Origin of the sequence: Allofrancisella inopinata, assembly GCF_012222965.1 — a bacterium.
Lineage (GTDB): Bacteria > Pseudomonadota > Gammaproteobacteria > Francisellales > Francisellaceae > Francisella > Francisella inopinata.
In genome coordinates, this window is record NZ_CP038241.1 from 189,152 (window position 1) to 207,739 (window position 18,588).

Here is an 18,588-nt window from a genome sequence, read left to right on the forward strand (position 1 = left end):
CTATGAAGTAATTATCGAACTCAGGTTAATTTAAATATCATTCGATCTTAGAGTTTGGATTGCTTCAGTTAAACTTGCTTGATTATGTCTTTTACAAACTTTCAAAAGCATTTTTCCTGTTTTGCCATTATTTAATATTTTTAAAATATTATCGTTGAATATAAAGAATGTACGAGAGTTCAAATCTTTTTCTAAAAATTTTTTTAGTTTGCTAATAGCCTCACGTTTTTGACCTTTGGTATACCCACTTCGTATAAACAAAAATCCATTGCGATGGTTATCATCAAGTTCCCCATATTCTTGTATTCGCGAATCAAGAATTTCTATTATAGCATCTTTTAGGTCCTCCTCCATATTGGCCCTTTGACTTTTATTTTCGAGGTTTTTTATATTATTTTGAATATGGGTAATTAGAGATGCGCTAAATATATCTCTATCTTCTATAGACTTATAATTTCGTAGATCCGGTACTTTACTAATTCTATTCTGCTTATTCTCCTTTATATCATAGTCATTTAGAGTGTTTCCACGGCAAAATGATAAGTGCCATGTATTTATATTAAGCTTATGTTCATTTGATAAAACAGTCATAGCACCAGATAATGAGCCATCAAATAATCCACCGCCACGATTTCGTACTATCATAACACCATTGTTTGAACTGTGTCCTCCTAATTCCAGAATGAATTCTTGCAATCTTTGATTAGTGTTCTCAAATTTTTGTAAAGTATAATCGGAAAAAGTTATTAGATCTGTTGTCCCTGTATAGTGTTTAATACCTTGCTTATTTTCTAGCAAATCCCTTAAATCATTCACTCTATGTGGATGTAATTTTCCATTTGATATTTTAGCAAATGGCTCACATCTTCTTGCCAAATACTCACCTATAGGAGGGCTCAATAAAGGAGCCCCATGAGGGCTGTAAATAAATATAGTTTTATTAGCTATATTTATAGTTTTTCCGTTTGGCCCACCATGAGCACTCAGAAAAACGGTCAAGCTATGATTGGGATTTTTTTTAAATGAAGTTAACCAATCTGTGTTCACAAAAAGATAATAATAATCAAATTGTATAGCAACTACTTTGTTATGTAGGCCGCAGCTGAAGACATCTTTAGTTGAACCTCCTGGTAATTTTATTGAACCTCTTTTGTTCAATTTTGCTTCTACCTCAACGCTCATAAATCACTCCTATTTTATTAAAATTTCAATTATGATTATACAAGAGATTTTACATAGCTTCTGTATTAAAAATTAATAAGATGTGTCAGGGCGGCTTTGTTTTCTACTCCAAATTTAAGGTGGAGTAACTACTATGATGCCTTAGGTAATCCACTAGAATATAATAGTATCAGTTGGAAAAATACATGATAGTAAAGTTGTTATAGACTTATTACTAAACATAAGTAAACCTAAGGTTATAACTGACAAGGTTTATCACTCTAGTGAAACTAGAGAGCATATTGAAAGTATATTTTCTAAAATTAAGCTTTTTAGAAGAGAGTATTCTAATTCAAGCAAATTTTGTATACAATATCTATCTGAAAGAGTCAAATGTCTATGTGTCATTTTTAGTTCCTGTTCGTTTATTTAAGTCCTTCTCAAACCTAATAAACTACATCTGGAGCTCTCTTTCAACTATTTTAAAACTTTCAGACTACAATGTAAGGTTATTCTTTGTGGTCTTTTATTAATAATAAAATAATTAAAGATATTGCCATACTCGCTACTAAGGTTGTAAAGGCAAAATGGTAAGAAGCTAACTCAAAGTATTTTATATCCAAAGAGCTAGTTTTTTGGGAGATTATTTCACCAGCGGAGTTCATAAACTTACCAGTCCACGACCAATCAAGAAAATATCCAATTAAAGGATCAAAAATCGCACCTAGTATTGGCTCACCTGTATTTATAAAAGCAGCTACGGTAGCAGTTATTATTATAGGATTTACTCTATTTCCTATGGCAAAAGATAACATGTAAATACCTAAACAAATCCCAAAAATAAATAATAGTATCGCAGAAGCAAAAGTACTAGTTTTGGTGAGCAATACTATACTTAGAGCAATAGTTCCAATTATGTGAAAAACAACCATTACGCATTTCCGGTTATCAAGAATTTCTGATAGCTTACCTAGTATTGGCGAGCCTATTGCCATTCCAATAAAGATCATAGATATTATGCTGGCTGCTTGTTCTTTAGAGATATTGTAAGCTTCTCTAAAATATGCATTTCCCCAAAAACCAGCAAAGGCATCAACTGCAGTGAAACTCAAACCCACATATAATGTTAAATACCAGTTATTTTTATTTTTTACAACCTGTTTTAAGGCCTCTAAGGTACCTAGTTGATTATTAGATGAGCTAGCTTCTGGTTGCTGAGGGTTATAATCACGAACTACAATGTAGTAAGTAACTGCTATAAATAAACTAGCTATACAAACTAAAAGCATAGCCATTTTCCAATCATTACACAAAGCTATTAAGTATGCTAAAGGTGCTTGAGCACACAATGCTCCAATCATAGCGGCAGTGGCTAGAAAGCTTGCAGCAAAAGCAAATTTACGTGGATCAAACCACACCGATACGGCTTTTAAATAAGATATTGTAGCGAATGATACCCCCATACCAGTAATTATCCTAGCAATATAAGCTGTGCTTAAGCTACCAAAATTAGCTGCAACAACAAATAATATTACCCCTGCGGCTGAAATAGTAATAGATATTGGGCTAATAAGTCTAAAGCCAAACTTATCTACTATGGGTCCAGCTATAAAAAGTTGACAAATAATAATTGACCAAAAATACGCTGATCCAAGTGCTCCTGTTTGGGTTGCATTAGTACCAAAGCTTTGCATCATATCATCAGTGATTAGGCTAGGAAAAACTTGCATAATATACTTATCAAATAGCAAAAAAGAACTAAAAGCAATTATTATCCAAGCATAGCCACGTATATTGTATATTTTCTGAGTCATGGAGTAAAATTAAAAAATTGTTAAATAAGATATTATTTTATGTCTGATAACGAAGTAATTCAAGAAAGAATTCTTTTTCTTTGTCAATCTTTACTTTTCTGGTATGATAAATCTCAAATTAAAATCTACATATATAAAACATGTTAGCTAACATAAAAATTGACTTTAAAAAATTTTTATTGGTGCAAATGTTATTACTTTTTTTTGGCTGTATAGTTACATTGACCTTTTATGGGTGGGCATACTCTCAATCATTTTTATTAGGTGGACTAATCATGTTTTTGGCAAATTTTGTGTTTTTTGTCAGGTTATTTGTAAGTAAACAGTTTTCACCGACGATAGAAATTATGATTTTTTTTCTTAGTGAAATGTTAAAATTAAGTATAGTAGGTGTTGCTACTATATTGCTAGCTATTTACGTAAAACCCAAATTATTTCCTTACATTTTTGGAATAGTTTTGTTACAATTAGCGGTGTGTTTTGTACCTTTTCTACTTAAACGAGTTAGATAGGTCTTTTTTGTGTGTTTATTGGGTTAATTATTAGTAATTGGTGGAAAAATAATGGCAAATACTGAGTCTAGCTCTCAAATTGCAACCGGATATGTCCAACATCACTTGCAACATTGGCAAGTAAGCTTAGGTGAGGGTTCCTTTTGGCAACTTAATGTTGATTCACTGTTGGTTAGTATAGTGCTGGGGAGTATGTTTATATTTATAATGTTCCTAGTAGCAAGGCGTGCTAGTGCTGATGTGCCTGGAAAATTCCAAAATATAGTAGAGGCCATTTGGGAATGGATGGACGGGTTGGTTGCTGAGAACTACCATTATAAAAGAAACTTCGTAACTCCTTTAGCTCTTACTATATTTGTATGGGTGGTGTTAATGAATTTTATGGATCTGCTACCAGTTGATATTTTTGGTTGGATCATAGGGTTTTTCACTAATAGTCATGAGGCTTACTTTAGGGTTGTACCTACTGCTGATCCAAACGTTACTTTTGCTATGTCTATAGCAGTATTCTTTTTGGTTATTTTTTATAATATCAGGGCAAAAGGTTTTGGGCTTGTTAAAGAGATTTTAAGCGCTCCTTTTGGAATCTGGTTATTTCCTTTAAATATTTTCTTTAGACTGGTTGATGAAATAGTTAAGCCAGTATCTTTATCTTTGCGTTTATTTGGTAATATATTTGCAGGTGAGCTTATATTTATCCTTATAGCTCTTTTATATGTTTCAGGCTGGGTAGCTGGTGGAGCTGGGGTGGTATTAGGAAGTATATGGGCGATATTCCACATATTGATAGTTTTAATACAAGCATTTGTATTTATGATGTTGACTGTTGTTTATTTAAATATGGCACAGGAAGCTCACTAGTTTAGATTTAACCTTTAATAATATAATATATAAAATAGGAGAATAATAAAATGGATATGTCTTTACAGGTTTTAGGTAACTTAAATGGTTTAACAGCTATAGCGGTAGCTTTATTGATATCTTTACCAGCTTTAGGTACAGCTATTGGTTTTGGTGTTCTGGGTGGTAAATATCTAGAGGGTGTTGCTCGTCAACCAGAATTAGGCGGTATGCTTTTAGGTCGTATGTTTATTGTTGCTGCTTTTGTTGACGCGTTTGCTGCTATTTCAATTGCTATAGGATTCTTAGTACTTTATGCAAACCCATTGGCTATACCTGGTTTAGTTGATGCTGCTCAAAAAGTTGTTGGTGCATAATTACTTTCATATAAATCAAGATAAATTATCTAAAGGATAAGTCGATGGATATCAACGTAACTTTAATAGGTCAGATGATAACATTTGCAATCTTTGTTGTTTTTACAATGAAGTTTGTATGGCCGCCGCTACGTAGAGCTTTAGAAGAGCGTAGAGAAAAAATCGCTAATGGTCTAGCTTCTGCTGATAGAGCTTCTAGAGAGCTAGAGGTTGCAAAAAGGCAGTCTGCTGAAATCCTACGTGAAGCAAAAGCAAAAGCTACAGAAGTAGTTGAAAATGCTTATGTTAGAGCTCACAAGGTTGATGAGCAAGCTAAAGAAGAAGCTATTGCTGTTGCTGATAAGATTAAAAGTATGGCTATGGCTGAAATCGAGCAAGAGAAAATCAAGGCAAGAGAAGAGCTTAAGCAAGAGCTAGTAAGCCTTGCTATAGCTGGAGCTAGTAAAATTATATCTGCAAAAGTAGATGAACAGACTAGTAATGATCTATTAAAAGATTTTGTAGCTAAGATATAAAATAGTAGGGTAAATACATGGCAGATCTAAGCGTAATTGCAAAACCATATGCAAAAGCAGCATTTGAGTTTGCAAACGAAAACAGCTTATCGCAAGAATGGTCTATGTTACTTAAAACTTTTGCCAAGTTGGTACAAGATGATTCAATGCAAAGCATTATTACTAGTCCTATATTTTCTCAATCTGAGATTGTGGAATTTTTAAAAAGTCAGCTAAATGAAAATTTTTATAATTTTCTAACATTGATTGCTCAAAATAAAAAGTTAACGGTTTTGCCTTTAATCTCAGAACAATTTGAGTTGTTTAAAAATGCTCAAAACAATAGCAAAGTAGCCAAAGTAACTTTAGCTTACGCTGCTGATAAAGATTTGTTAGATAGTTTAAAGGCAAGTCTAGAGAAAAAATTTGGTTGCTCTATGAGTCTTGAGGTTGAGATAAACCCGGCTATAGTTGGTGGAGCGATTGTTAGAGTCGGAGACACAGTTATAGATAGCTCAGTGTCTGGACGTTTAGAAAAATTAAAAAGTATTTTATTATCATAAATTATAGGAAGTGAGCTTATGCAACTAAGTCCATCAGAAATTAGTGGTTTGATTAAACAAAGAATAGAAAAGTTTGATAACTCTATCGAATTAAAGTCAGAAGGTACTATAGTTAGTGTTGCTGACGGTATCGTAACTATATACGGTTTGAATGATGTAACTGCTGGTGAAATGATAAAAATGCCAGGTGATGTATACGGTTTGGCACTTAACTTAAATACTGATTCAGTTGGAGCAGTAGTTTTAGGTGAATATGAGCATCTAAAAGAGGGTGATAAAGTATACTGCACAGGCAGAATACTAGAAGTTCCTGTTGGTGAAGCTTTACTTGGTAGAGTGGTTGATGCTTTGGGTAACCCTATTGATGGTAAGGGTGAGATAGCTGCAGATCATAGTTCACCAATTGAAAAAATTGCTCCAGGAGTTATTTGGAGAAAGTCAGTAGATCAAGCATTACAAACTGGTATTAAATCTATAGATTCGATGGTTCCAGTAGGAAGAGGTCAAAGAGAACTTATTATTGGTGATAGACAAATTGGTAAAACTGCTATTGCTATTGATACTATTATTAATCAAAAAGGTACAGGCGTTAAATGTATCTATGTGGCAATAGGCCAAAAAGCATCATCAATAGCTAATATTGTAAGACAACTAGAAGAGCACGATGCTATGAAGCATACTATTATAGTGGCTGCTACAGCATCAGATTCTGCAGCTTTACAATATATAGCACCGTACGCTGGTTGTTCTATGGGAGAATACTTTAGAGACCGTGGCGAAGATGCTTTAATTGTTTATGATGATTTAACTAAGCAAGCATGGGCTTATAGACAAATTTCACTTTTATTGAAAAGACCTCCTGGACGTGAGGCATATCCTGGTGATGTATTTTATCTTCACTCAAGACTTCTTGAAAGAGCAGCTAGAGTAAATGAAGAGTATGTTGAAAGATACACAAATGGTGAAGTTAAAGGTAAAACAGGTTCACTTACAGCTTTACCAATTATTGAGACACAAGCTGGTGATATTTCTGCTTTTGTACCTACAAACGTAATTTCTATTACAGATGGTCAGATATTCTTAGAGACAGACTTATTCAACTCAGGTCTAAGACCAGCTATCAACCCGGGTAACTCAGTATCTCGTGTTGGTGGTGCTGCTCAAACTAAGATTATTAAAAAACTTGGTGGCGGTATCCGTTTAGCTTTAGCGCAGTACCGTGAATTGGAAGCTTTCTCTCAGTTTGCATCAGATCTTGATGAGGCAACAAGAGCACAGTTAAATAGAGGTCAAAGGGTTACTGAACTTCTAAAGCAAAAACAATTTTCAACGCTATCTGTAGCATTGATGGCATTATCTTTGTATGCTGCTGATAACGGTTATTTAGATAGCTTAGAAGTTTCAGAGGTTATACCATTTGAGTCAGCATTACATGCTTTAGCAACAGATAAGTACGCAGATGTGATAGAAATGATTAATAAAACAGGTGGCTACGATGCTGAAATTGCTGATAAGCTAAAAGCAATCGTAGAAGATTGTAAAGCAACTCAAGCTTGGTAGGAGTAGACTATGTCTAATGCTAGAGAAATACGTTCCAAAGTACAGAGTGTGAAAAATACACAAAAAATCACTGGTGCTATGGAATTGGTAGCAGCTAGTAAGATGAGAGGAGCGATCGTTAAGATGAATAACGTGCGCCCTTATGTAGATTGTGCTAATACAATTATTAAAAATGTTGTAGCAGCTAGTATTGATTATCCTAATCCTTATTTGTTTGAAAGAGAAGTTAAAAGAGTTGGCTATATAGTTACTTCTACAGATAGAGGGCTATGCGGTGGTCTAAACATTAACCTTTTTAAACATGTTCTAAAAGACATTAAGAAACATCTTGATGATAGAATTGAGGTGGATATATGTGTTATAGGATCTAAAGCAGAGACTTTCTTTAGGAAGTTAAAAGGCGTTAATGTTGTAGCTGTTGCTCACTACAATGACAAAGATTTAGAAACTAGTATTAGAATGGTTTCTGGAGCTGTGAAAGTAATGCTCGATAAGTTCACAAATAGTGAAATTGATAAATTATATTTATCTAGTAACCAGTTTATTGGCACAATAAAACAAAAGCCAAGGCAACAAGTATTACTTCCGATACAAGATGTGCTTACACAAGAGCAAAAAGCAGATGACAAAGATGTATCCAAAGGACATTGGGACTATATTTATGAAAGAGATATAGAGGAAGTTCTAAACGCTTTATGTATGAGGTATATAGAAGCCCAAGTTAGAGGTGCAATACTAGAAAATGCGGCATGTGAGCAAGCTGCACGTATGTTGGCTATGAAAAATGCTACAGATAATGCAAGTGATATTATTGATCAACTAAAATTAGATTATAACAAAGTAAGGCAAGCTATGATTACACAAGAGCTTGCAGAGATTTGTTCAGGTGCAGCAGCAGTTTAGGAGAGATAAAATAAATGAATACAGGTAAAATTATTCAAGTAATCGGGGCGGTTATAGATGTAGAGTTTTCTCGTGATAACACTCCAAGAGTATATGATGCTCTGAAAGTTCAAGAGACAGATTTAGTATTAGAAGTACAGCAGCAAATAGGTGATGGAGTGGTCCGTACTATCGCAATGGGTTCTAGTGATGGGTTAAGACGTGGTATGGAAGTTATAAATACAAATGCTCCTATCTCAGTTCCAGTAGGTCATGGTACGTTAGGTCGTATTATGAATGTATTGGGTGAACCAATAGACGAAGCAGGTCCAATTGAGCACACTGAGAAAAGATCTATCCATCAAGCTCCTCCAGCTTATGACGAACTAGCTTTAAATACAGAAATTTTAGAAACAGGTATCAAAGTAGTAGATCTTATTTGTCCTTTTGCGAAAGGTGGTAAAGTAGGTTTATTTGGAGGTGCTGGTGTTGGTAAAACAGTTACTATGATGGAACTTATCAACAACATTGCAAAAGAGCATAGTGGTTATTCTGTATTTGCTGGTGTTGGTGAAAGAACACGTGAAGGTAATGATTTCTATTATGAAATGAAAGACTCTAATGTACTTGACAAAGTATCTCTGGTGTACGGTCAGATGAATGAGCCACCAGGAAATAGATTAAGAGTGGCGCTAACAGGTTTAACTATTGCAGAAGGTTTCCGTGATGAGAAGCGTGACGTGTTAATGTTTATTGATAACATATATCGTTATACATTAGCAGGTACTGAGGTTTCAGCTCTTTTGGGTCGTATGCCATCTGCGGTGGGTTATCAACCAACTCTAGCAGCTGAGATGGGTGCGCTACAGGAGAGAATTACATCGACTAAGACTGGTTCGATTACATCTGTACAGGCTGTATATGTACCAGCTGATGACTTAACTGACCCATCTCCAGCAACTACATTCTCACATTTGGATGCAACAATTGTACTATCACGTCAAATTGCTGAGTTGGGTATTTATCCAGCTGTGGATCCTCTAGATTCTACATCTAGACAGTTGGATCCATTAGTAGTTGGTCAAGATCACTATGAAACGGCTCGTGCAGTGCAAAAAACTCTACAAAGATATAAAGAGTTAAAAGATATTATAGCTATTTTGGGTATGGATGAGTTATCAGACGAGGATAAAAAGACTGTTGATAGAGCACGTAAGATTCAGAGATTTTTATCTCAGCCTTTCCATGTAGCAGAAGTATTTACTGGTAACCCTGGTAAGTTTGTATCCTTGAAAGATACGGTTGCTAGTTTTAAAGCTATTGTTAATGGTGAGTATGACCACTTACCAGAACAAGCTTTTTATATGGTAGGGTCTATCCAAGAAGCTATCGAAAAAGCAAAAACTCTATAAGGTAAACTTAATATGTCTAAAAACTATCTAAAAGTCAGTGTTGTTAGCCCTTCAGGGTCAGTTTTTACAGGCGAAGCTGACATGGTTAGCTTACGTGGTTCTGCTGGTGAAATGGGTATAGCATATGGACATACAGAGCTGTTATCAACTATGCCAGCAGGTGTGGTTAATATAAAAAAAGACAGTGATACAGAAGTTTTATATGTATCAGGTGGACTGATAGAGGTTACTCCTACTAGAGTTACTATCATGGTTGATGAAATGGAAAGAGCTGAAAATTTGAATCAAGCAGAAGCTGAAAAAGCAAAAACAAGAGCAGAGGACGCTTTAAAAAATCCAGATGCATCAAAACTTGATATAGAAGCTGCTCATCAAAGATTAAGAGAGGCTGATGCTCGCTTAAAAGCACTTAACTCTTCTAAAGGGTTATATTATTCAAAAGATTAACTTTTTGTTTTATTAGTTTAGCTAATTACTCTTGAAATAACTCACTAAAAATCATTTTGTATAATTTCAGCTTGCAACAGTCCTTTGTCTGCACATCAAAAACTTAAATTAGTCACTCACCTTACGTAAAAGATTGTAAGTTTTAAAAAGATATTTAGAATACTGGACATAGGAAAAAATTCTGTTTTTTAAGAAATGGACAAGGATTTACTAGATATATACACAGACTATCTTATAAGCCAAACTAAGTATGCTACAGCCACAAAATTATCAGATATATTAGATCAAGAAGTATCACATGACAAAATAACAAGGTTTTTAAACAAGTCAGATTTAACAAGCTTAGAATTTTGGAAATATATAAAGCCTTTAGTTAGAAAACATAACAGCGAATACGATGTTCTTTGTTTGGATGATACAATTAGTGAAAAGCCAAGCACAGATGAAAATGATATAGTCTGTTGGCATCACTCTCATGCTAAAAGTGTTCATGTAAAGGGTATTAATATAGTCTCATGTATGCTTAGTACATCAAACTTATCTATTCCTATAGACTATGAGATAGTGAAAAAGGATGAGCGATATTATGATGAAAAAGATAAGCGGTATAAAAGAAGATCTAAAGTTACTAAAAACCAAATGTTTCAAAACATGATAAATCGAGCAGTTATTAATCATGTTAAGTTTAAATATATTTTGGCAGATAGCTGGTTTTGCTCTAAAGATAATATGAATTTCATACATCATAGATTATCGAAGAAATTTATACTTGGTATGAAGTCAAATAGAGTTGTTGCCTTGAGTGATTATGCTAGAAAGAGTAAGGATTTTATTAAGCTCTCTGAACTTGATATTGCTGATGGAGAATCTTTAAAGATATGGCTTAAAGATATGAATTTCCCTGTGCTTTTAACAAAAAAGATTTTCATAAACGAGAACGGTACAAAAGGAATTTTATATCTTGTAACAAATGATTTAGAAATAGATTCTAATCAGTTATACCATGACTATCAAAAAAGATGGCAAATAGAGGTTTATCATAAATCAATTAAGCAAAATACTTCTTTATCAGCCTCACCAACTAAAGTTGAGAAAACTCAAAGAAATCATATTTTTTGCTCATTAGTAGCTTTTTGTAAACTAGAAATGCTTAAGATAAAAACTTCACTAAACCACTTCGCTCTGAAATATAAGCTATTAGTTAGATCTAACGCTATTGCTCTTAAGGAGTTATATGAAATTAGAAATTCATAACTAAAATGCGTAAGGTGAGTTAGTCATAAACTCCTTTGTGATAAATGCCCCAATTTATGTTGGAATTTGTATAAATGGTTTAAATTCTTCAGTTGTATAGCCTACTAGGCATAAAAGTGTACTAACTGAAATAGCTTAAAACCAAGCTATTTCAGTAGATTCCGTGGTCAAGCCTGACGAAATTGTGACGTACTACTTTTTAGTATCGTTAGCTATAGTAGCATTAACGGATATTGGCATATCTAGAATAATTAAAATAAAGTTATTAAAAAATTAAAATAATTTATACAAAAATTTGAAAAAATTAAACTAATAATATAATATAAAATTAAATATTGGGATATATAGAATTGGAAATTTTATGACTGACCATGAGTTTGATGTGTATTGGTATAAAACCTTATCAGTAGTTGTAACAAAACTGTTGCAAAATGATTTACAACCTCTAAATAAAAAAGCTATAGAACCTCTGTTTTCTCTAGAAAATGACTATAAAAAGCTGACTACTAAGCCTACAGCAAGTTACAATAAATCACGCCAACTTTTAAATGCAATAGCTTATGTAGTAAATAGTAAAGAAAAAAGTGCTCCTGATTTGGCGGAAATACATGAGAATATAAGAGATGAGCTTAAGTTGCTATACGCTTTGTACGCTCGGCGTTTAAGCAAAAGTCAGCTTATATTCAATAATTATGAAACCTCAAAAGCAGGTTTAAAAGTTAGTAACAAAGAGAAAGTATTTACAACAAAAAAATTACTAGGCTTGATAGGTGAATATTTGGATCGTTCAAGTTATGAGAGATTTAGAGGAACAAATAAATCAACATATCTAAATTTACCTTCTTCAGATGAAAAGTCAGGAGCAGGTTTAAAAGTCAGTAACGGAGAAAAAATATTAATATCAAGAGCATTACTAAGTATGATATGTGATTATTTGGATAGTTCAAGTTATGAGAAATTTAGAAGGACAAATAAATCAAAATATCGAAAGTTACCACCTCTACCGCTACTACCAATAAATTACCAAAACTGCAATATACTAGGTTCTTCTAATTCACAAGATATGGACAGCAATATCTTGATATTGCCAGATGGAAGGGTGGTAGACTATCATTCTGATACTATACGAGTTTGGGATTTAGACAAACCTAAAAGTCTTGAAAATCCTATCTTGAAAACGTTCCAAGGTATTTTTATTATGAAATTAGATATACTACCAGATGGAAAGATATTACTCAACACACGGTCTGAACCATACAAATTAGTTTTGAATTTAGATAGGCCTCTATCTGATGACAATCCTCTGGTGTTAAAAAATGCCCATGAACATATAACTATAATATTACCAGATGGAAAAATAGCAAGTGCATGGCAACCACAAAATAATAATGATGTGCTAGCGCGGAATATCCAAGTTTGGGATTTAAAGAAGTCTATAGATAATACCAACCCTATCTTATTAGAGGGGCATCAAGATAAGGTTTCAGCACTAAATGTATTGGGGGATGGAAAAATAGTAAGCACCTCGAATGATAAAACTATACGGGTTTGGGATTTAAACAGCCCCAGAGGTTATGGCACTAACCCTATTGTATTAAGTCACCAGCATAATATTCTAGCATTAAAAATATTGCCAAATGGTAAAATAGTAAGTCAAACTTTGGGTGATAGAGTGAATAATGGTGCCCCCGACTTTGGTGCACTTAGCCACTATGTTAATATGCGAATTTGGAGTTTAGGTAAGCCTATAAATTGTATTGAGCTAAGGAATTTAAAAGCCTACAGTGGTTTACTAATGGTGACATTACCAGATGGAAGAGTGGTAGACTATTATTCTGATATTATACGAGTTTGGGATTTAGATAAGCCTATAAGCCCAACAAATCCTACCGTGTTTAAATGTCAAGACCAACTTATTTCGGGATTGAAGGTAGTATCAAATAGAACAATAGTATTCCAAGCATTGGGTGGCAGTATAGGGATTGTGAAGCTAGATGAGCCTATAAGTTTAAAAAACCCTATTGTGTTAAGTAGAGATCGACATTTAGGCTTGTCCTTTGACAAAATACATGTACTATCAAGTGGAAAAATAATAGGTAAATTAGTAGACAGAATAAACAGAGTAGAGGGAAGAGACCGAGTTACTATACTGGTTTGGGATGTATACAAGTCTATAAATAACTCCAATCCTATCGTGTTAGTAGATAATAGAAATAGAGTTGGAATAGATAAATTTACTTGTGATTTAGTTGGGGTATTACCAGATGAAAGAATCGTAACTTTAAAGATAGAGATATTAGAAATTATCATCCAAATTTGGGATTTATCCAGACCTAACAAACCTGTTGAGCTAAAATGCACCAAAAGTATGTTCTATCGGAAGTCAGTAAAAGTATTATTATTACCAAATGGAAAGATATTAAGCATAACGTATAACAGCCGTAACGGCGGCGATGTAAGAGTTTGGGGTAGTTCAGATAAAGAACAAAATGTTAAGATTAATCAACAGTTAATACAAGCTGTCATAAATGAATACGGAAATAAAGTCAGAAATAGAAAAATATCTTTTGGTTACGCAGGGAAAAGGGTTAATAATGAAATATTACCTGACAATCTTGCAATAGTAATAACCAAAATTCAGCGTGACGCTAATACTTTAGCTTTATCACCCAACTTATTTATAGAAGCTTTCGCTAAAGAAATAAAATCTCAAACTAGAACTGTAAATAACGATGTTAAAAGTACAAAAATTTTGACCTCTAGAGATAGCGATGTTGAACTTTTATATCTAAATCCATTATTTACATTGAAAACACTGTTCGAAACTGACGTTATTAAAAATTTCTAAAATAGGATTTTTGGTGGCTGGCTAGATCATCTTTAACCTTGAAACATTTATGAAACTGGTTTAATCTAGCAGTAATCTTTTATTTACATTAGTTATAATATGACAGTCACAAGATTTGCACCAAGTCCGACAGGTTTCTTACATGTAGGTGGTGTTAGAACAGCGCTATTTAGCTGGCTATATGCTAAAAGAAACAATGGTAAATTTTTATTAAGAATTGAGGATACAGATTTAGAAAGATCTACCCAAGAAGCAGTAGACGCTATTTTAGATGGTATGAGCTGGTTGGGTTTAAAAAATGATGATCAAGTGTATTATCAAACAAGACGCTTTGATCGATATCATCAAGTTATAGGTGAACTTATAAATCAGGGTAAAGCTTATTATTGCAATTGCTCTAAAGAGAGATTGGAAAAGTTAAGAGAGAATCAGCAAGCAAATAATCTAAAAACTGGTTACGATGGAAAATGTAGAAACGCTAACTATATTCCTAATCATGGTGAAAGCTTTGTTGTAAGATTTAAAAACCCAGAACAAGGTGTAGTAAGTTGGGATGATGCTGTAAAGGGTAAAATTTCAATAGCTAACCAAGAGCTTGATGATATGATTATCCAAAGAGCTGATGGCTCGCCAACGTATAATTTTTGTGTAGTTGTTGATGATATGGATATGCAGATTACTCATGTTATACGTGGTGATGACCATGTGAATAATACTCCTAAGCAGATTAACATTTACCAAGCATTACAAGCTAAGGTGCCAATATTTGCGCATGTGCCGATGATACTAGGCCCAGATGGAACAAAGCTTTCCAAACGTCATGGTGCTGTAAATATTATGCAGTATCGTGAGGATGGCTATTTACCACAAGCTATGCTTAACTATCTTGTAAGGTTAGGTTGGTCAAATGGCGATCAAGAAATATTTTCAATCCCTGAAATGATTGACAGTTTTAATCTTGAACACATTAGTGCTTCACCGTCACGTTTTGATTTTGAGAAGTTAAAATGGTTAAATAAGCACTACATCAAAGAATCAAAATTTGAGGACATTCAGGCTGAGGTAGAATATCACTTCACCAAAGCAGGATTGAATCTTTCTAATGGCCCTGATTTAAGAGATTTACTAGCTGTTATGGCAGAAAAAGTTGATACTCTTAAAGAACTTGCTGAAAAGTCTAGTTACTTCTATACGCAAGATATAGCTTATGATGAAAATGCACTCAAAAAGCACTTTAAAGCGATTACAGGTGATATTTTGAAAGTTGCCTTGACTAAATTTGAAGCATTATCTGACCAAGACTGGCAAGAGGAAGCTATATTACACTCTATAATAAGCTCAACAGCAGAAGAATGTGAATGTGGTATGGGTAAAGTTGGTATGCCTGTAAGAGTTGCTGTGACTGGTTCCGGCCAGTCTCCTGATATTGGTATTACTTTAAAGTTGCTTGGTAAAAATAAGGTGGTCTCAAGGTTAGGTGAAGCTTTAAAGTTATGTATGTAGCTCTTTTGGTGGTGAAATAAAACTATTATAGGCTCATGGCACCTAAAATGTTATGCAAAGTCTATGTTGGGGTTGCCTTTTGGAACATTAAAAATTATTTTTTTAAGTTGGCCAGTTTGAGTAATTAGGTTCATTGGGTGGATATCCCCTTTTGTAAATGGAAATGAAGTTCCTTTCCAGGGGTCTATCACATAAACTGTTCCTGGTATAAAATTGAAAACGCCATTTTCTTGTAGGCTTATTCCAGTTGTATCATATAAAACAAATGCATGATCTTCATTTATTAAACCTACTGGATGCGCGACTCCTTTATTTTTTCTCCTGTTTAACATATGAGCCATAGCAACTGCTTGGTCTCCACAGTTACCAGCACGATAATGTTTTGTTTTTTGTAAACTTTGTAGGCCTGGATTAAAACCTCCTTTTCTTACTTGATTTATTAATTTTTCAGCTTCTTCTCTAGAAGTTTTTTGATATTGCGCAAGCCTGTTTTTCCCTATATGATTGGTCCAAGATGGATCTACTCCCGTAGAAGATATTTCTACTTGGTTTATGTAATCATTGAATTCTATTTTTACTCTCTTGTCTAATGGTTTTTGTAGATATTTTTTTATCGCGTTTACTATAGTTCCGGCTGCTTCTAGTTTTTTATCGTGTTGTTTTTTATTTATATGTTCAATTAAAGCCTCTACATGTTGTTGCAGTTTTTGATAAACTTGGTCTAAGCTTAGGTTTCTATTACCATCTTTAAAAGTTTCCCATATATTTAAAAATAAAATTTTTAACAGTTCTGGAGAAACATTTGTGTTTTCAGGTATTTCTAAAAGATTTTTAAGACTACTATTGGTATTAATTCTTTTAGACAGAGCGCTTAACATATGAGTATTATTATCTCGATACCAAGTAAAATGACGATTAATAGACGAGATAATTATTAGTAATTCTAGAACAGTAAATATATCTGACATATTCATAACACTTTTATACTTCTTACAGATATTAACCAAATTCTGTAAAAGAAGCTTTTTTCTATTGCTGTTACAAATAGAGGATGCAAAAGAAAGAGTCTCAATTAAGTTGTTTATCTCATAATTCATGACGGTAAGTTTCGATTTTTAAAGAGGGTAATAATATGTATCAAAATATACAAGGAGAAAATATAATTTGATATGTATTATATTTAATAAGAGATAGGAGTTTTTGATAAGAGTAGATTTACGTGACTATACTGTTCTAATTAAAACAAGCTCATTTGTTTAAATCCAACTTGCAACGATCCTATAAAATACTATCTTTAAAAAGTTAATTTTTTATATTAGAATTTATCAACTAAGTGAAAAGGTTAGAAAACTTAAATTATGTTACGCAAATTTATGATTTTAATGGCTTTATTAGCCATAACAATGTCAAGTGCATGGGCTGCTATAGAAAATCCTGTAGATATGTTAAACAATACTATAGTCAAAACTCAAGATAAGCTAATCAAAAACGCTGCTGAATATAAACAAGACCCTTATAAACTTTTAGGGTTAGTAGATAAAGAAATTATTCCTATCGTTGCACCAAAAGTTGTAGCTCAACTTGTAGTTGGCACTGCAAAATGGAAAAAAGCAACCCCTGAAGAACAAAAAGATTTCATCCATTCTGCTACTGAAATGCTGACATTTATGTATGCTAAAAACGTTGCGTATGCTGGCAAATATAAAATAAGTTTATTCCCCTTCAATAAAGATGATAGTAGTTGGCAAAAAAAAGCTATAGTTGTAGTAAACGGTAAAATAACAAATATTGATAATAACCAAAGTTCTGACTTTGCTGTAAAAATGTTCCAAAAAGATGGTAAATGGCATATTTATGATTTTGATGTTGCTGGAGTAAGTATCTTAAAAGCATACCAAGAGCAATTTGCTCCTTACGCAACGGTTCCAGAAATGACCAAAGCGGCTGAAAGAGTTACTACCAATATTAAAAAGAAAAACTACCCTAAACTTTTAGATGATAATTATAAACTTCAGAACATAGAATGATAAAGATAACTGATAATATTTGGTCTATTGATACAGAGCTAACTATGGTAAATGTGCCTAGCGTAGTTAAAAAATACGCTAAGCACTTAGAAAGACTGAAAGGTTCCTGGATTATTGATTTTTCAAACTGTAACAAAATTGATAGTGCTGGATTAGCACTTATAATTGAGTATATAAAATATGCCAAAAACAATAGTATAAAATTGCAGCTTAAAAACCTTAGTAAAGATACTATTTCACTATCTAAAGTTTATGGCATAGAAAGTATTTTAGAGCAATACTCTAGCTAGAATTATAAATTATAGAGGATATCTATAAATTCCAACTATACTTGAGTTTAGAAAACGGAGAAAGAAATGACAAAAGAACAACTAAAAGAAATTCTAGAAGAATCTCTAAAAAATTGTACAGCTGATGTCCAAAGTGATGATAATGTACATTTTACAGCAACTATAGTTGCCGAAGAATTTAACGATATTAAAAGCAAGGTAAAAAGACAGCAATTAGTATATTCAAAAATTAATGAATATATATTATCTGGGGAGCTACACGCACTATCAATGAAGACTATAGCTGCTAATGAGCAATAAGGGTTTGTCATTTATGGTCTATCTAAAATCATGAATTAAAGCCTTTTGATAATAAACTTTCGTTTTTAACTAACACCAATTCCAACACATATTATTACTTTCTAACTTTGTATTTCATACGTATATTTAATCCTTTAATATTTGCCAATAGCCACTGCTATTGCCTGCACATCAAAGACTTAAATTAGTCATAAACTCCTTTGTGATAAATGCACCAATTTATGTTGGAATTGGTATAACTCTTCATAACTTGATTGCTTATATTTTTTCATATAGCCGACTACATGAAAACTTTTAATTCCAG

Annotated in this window: 19 protein-coding genes; 15 read left to right on the forward strand and 4 right to left on the reverse strand. The window is 33.2% G+C overall.

All coding sequences use genetic code 11. The annotated features are described in order from the left end of the window. Positions 1 to 30: 30 nt before the first annotated feature. From E4K63_RS00845 to E4K63_RS00850, 3 genes are all read right to left on the reverse strand, one after another. Positions 31 to 1,182 carry a putative adhesin gene (locus E4K63_RS00845; protein WP_133942509.1) on the reverse strand — a complete coding sequence of 384 codons (1,152 nt, stop codon included), beginning with the start codon at positions 1,180 to 1,182 and terminating at the stop codon, positions 31 to 33. Positions 1,183 to 1,437: 255 nt separating this feature from the next. Next, positions 1,438 to 1,569 carry a hypothetical protein gene (locus E4K63_RS08350; protein ID WP_425321042.1) on the reverse strand — a complete coding sequence of 44 codons (132 nt, stop codon included), beginning with the start codon at positions 1,567 to 1,569 and terminating at the stop codon, positions 1,438 to 1,440. A gap of 101 nt (positions 1,570 to 1,670) precedes the next feature. Next, positions 1,671 to 2,975, reverse strand: coding sequence for an MFS transporter (locus E4K63_RS00850; protein ID WP_133942508.1), 1,305 nt, complete (start codon positions 2,973 to 2,975; stop codon positions 1,671 to 1,673). A gap of 140 nt (positions 2,976 to 3,115) precedes the next feature. Between E4K63_RS00850 and E4K63_RS00855 the strand changes: the two genes are divergently transcribed. From E4K63_RS00855 to gltX, 12 genes are all read left to right on the forward strand, one after another. Then, positions 3,116 to 3,487, forward strand: a complete 372-nt coding sequence (locus tag E4K63_RS00855) for an ATP synthase subunit I (protein WP_133942507.1) — start codon at positions 3,116 to 3,118, stop codon at positions 3,485 to 3,487. A 51-nt stretch (positions 3,488 to 3,538) separates the two neighbouring features. Next, the gene (atpB, locus tag E4K63_RS00860) at positions 3,539 to 4,348 is read left to right on the forward strand and encodes a F0F1 ATP synthase subunit A (RefSeq protein ID WP_133942506.1); all 810 of its coding nucleotides are present in this window, start codon (positions 3,539 to 3,541) and stop codon (positions 4,346 to 4,348) included. 50 nt (positions 4,349 to 4,398) lie between these two features. Continuing rightward, positions 4,399 to 4,704: a F0F1 ATP synthase subunit B gene (locus E4K63_RS00865; RefSeq protein ID WP_035720860.1), complete on the forward strand. Its 306-nt coding sequence runs from the start codon at positions 4,399 to 4,401 to the stop codon at positions 4,702 to 4,704. 44 nt (positions 4,705 to 4,748) lie between these two features. Next, on the forward strand, positions 4,749 to 5,219 hold the full coding sequence (locus tag E4K63_RS00870; RefSeq protein ID WP_133942505.1) for a F0F1 ATP synthase subunit B: 471 nt from the start codon (positions 4,749 to 4,751) through the stop codon (positions 5,217 to 5,219). Positions 5,220 to 5,236: 17 nt separating this feature from the next. Beyond that, entirely contained in the window at positions 5,237 to 5,761 is a 525-nt protein-coding gene (locus E4K63_RS00875) for a F0F1 ATP synthase subunit delta (protein WP_133942504.1), read from the forward strand. Positions 5,762 to 5,779: 18 nt separating this feature from the next. After that, the gene (atpA, locus tag E4K63_RS00880; RefSeq protein WP_133942503.1) at positions 5,780 to 7,321 is read left to right on the forward strand and encodes a F0F1 ATP synthase subunit alpha; all 1,542 of its coding nucleotides are present in this window, start codon (positions 5,780 to 5,782) and stop codon (positions 7,319 to 7,321) included. Between the two features lie 9 nt (positions 7,322 to 7,330). Beyond that, positions 7,331 to 8,224 (forward strand): F0F1 ATP synthase subunit gamma, encoded by an 894-nt coding sequence (locus E4K63_RS00885; RefSeq protein ID WP_035720868.1) that lies wholly within the window; start codon positions 7,331 to 7,333, stop codon positions 8,222 to 8,224. A 14-nt stretch (positions 8,225 to 8,238) separates the two neighbouring features. Next, positions 8,239 to 9,615 (forward strand): F0F1 ATP synthase subunit beta, encoded by a 1,377-nt coding sequence (gene atpD / locus E4K63_RS00890; protein ID WP_133942502.1) that lies wholly within the window; start codon positions 8,239 to 8,241, stop codon positions 9,613 to 9,615. Positions 9,616 to 9,627: 12 nt separating this feature from the next. Then, entirely contained in the window at positions 9,628 to 10,062 is a 435-nt protein-coding gene (locus tag E4K63_RS00895; RefSeq protein ID WP_133942501.1) for a F0F1 ATP synthase subunit epsilon, read from the forward strand. A gap of 195 nt (positions 10,063 to 10,257) precedes the next feature. Then, complete coding sequence (locus tag E4K63_RS00900; RefSeq protein ID WP_179965674.1) at positions 10,258 to 11,316, forward strand: IS701 family transposase; 1,059 nt, start codon at positions 10,258 to 10,260, stop codon at positions 11,314 to 11,316. A 361-nt stretch (positions 11,317 to 11,677) separates the two neighbouring features. Next, a complete protein-coding gene (locus E4K63_RS00905; RefSeq protein WP_133941413.1) occupies positions 11,678 to 14,164 on the forward strand; it encodes a WD40 repeat domain-containing protein in 2,487 nt (828 codons plus the stop codon). A 99-nt stretch (positions 14,165 to 14,263) separates the two neighbouring features. Further along, entirely contained in the window at positions 14,264 to 15,667 is a 1,404-nt protein-coding gene (gltX, locus tag E4K63_RS00910; RefSeq protein WP_133941415.1) for a glutamate--tRNA ligase, read from the forward strand. Between the two features lie 50 nt (positions 15,668 to 15,717). On the opposite strand, the gene E4K63_RS00915 is transcribed toward gltX, so the two are convergent. Further along, complete coding sequence (locus E4K63_RS00915) at positions 15,718 to 16,635, reverse strand: hypothetical protein (RefSeq protein WP_133941417.1); 918 nt, start codon at positions 16,633 to 16,635, stop codon at positions 15,718 to 15,720. Positions 16,636 to 17,025: 390 nt separating this feature from the next. On the opposite strand from E4K63_RS00915, the gene E4K63_RS00920 reads away from it, so the two are divergent. The 3 genes from E4K63_RS00920 to E4K63_RS00930 all read left to right on the forward strand — a co-directional run bounded on the left by E4K63_RS00920 (position 17,026) and on the right by E4K63_RS00930 (position 18,284). Continuing rightward, positions 17,026 to 17,694 (forward strand): MlaC/ttg2D family ABC transporter substrate-binding protein, encoded by a 669-nt coding sequence (locus E4K63_RS00920; RefSeq protein WP_133941419.1) that lies wholly within the window; start codon positions 17,026 to 17,028, stop codon positions 17,692 to 17,694. Further along, on the forward strand, positions 17,691 to 17,984 hold the full coding sequence (locus tag E4K63_RS00925; RefSeq protein ID WP_133941421.1) for an STAS domain-containing protein: 294 nt from the start codon (positions 17,691 to 17,693) through the stop codon (positions 17,982 to 17,984). The genes E4K63_RS00920 and E4K63_RS00925 overlap by 4 nt, the downstream gene beginning before the upstream one ends. Positions 17,985 to 18,050: 66 nt before the next feature. After that, positions 18,051 to 18,284 (forward strand): BolA family protein, encoded by a 234-nt coding sequence (locus E4K63_RS00930; protein ID WP_133941423.1) that lies wholly within the window; start codon positions 18,051 to 18,053, stop codon positions 18,282 to 18,284. The last annotated feature ends 304 nt before the right edge of the window (positions 18,285 to 18,588 follow it).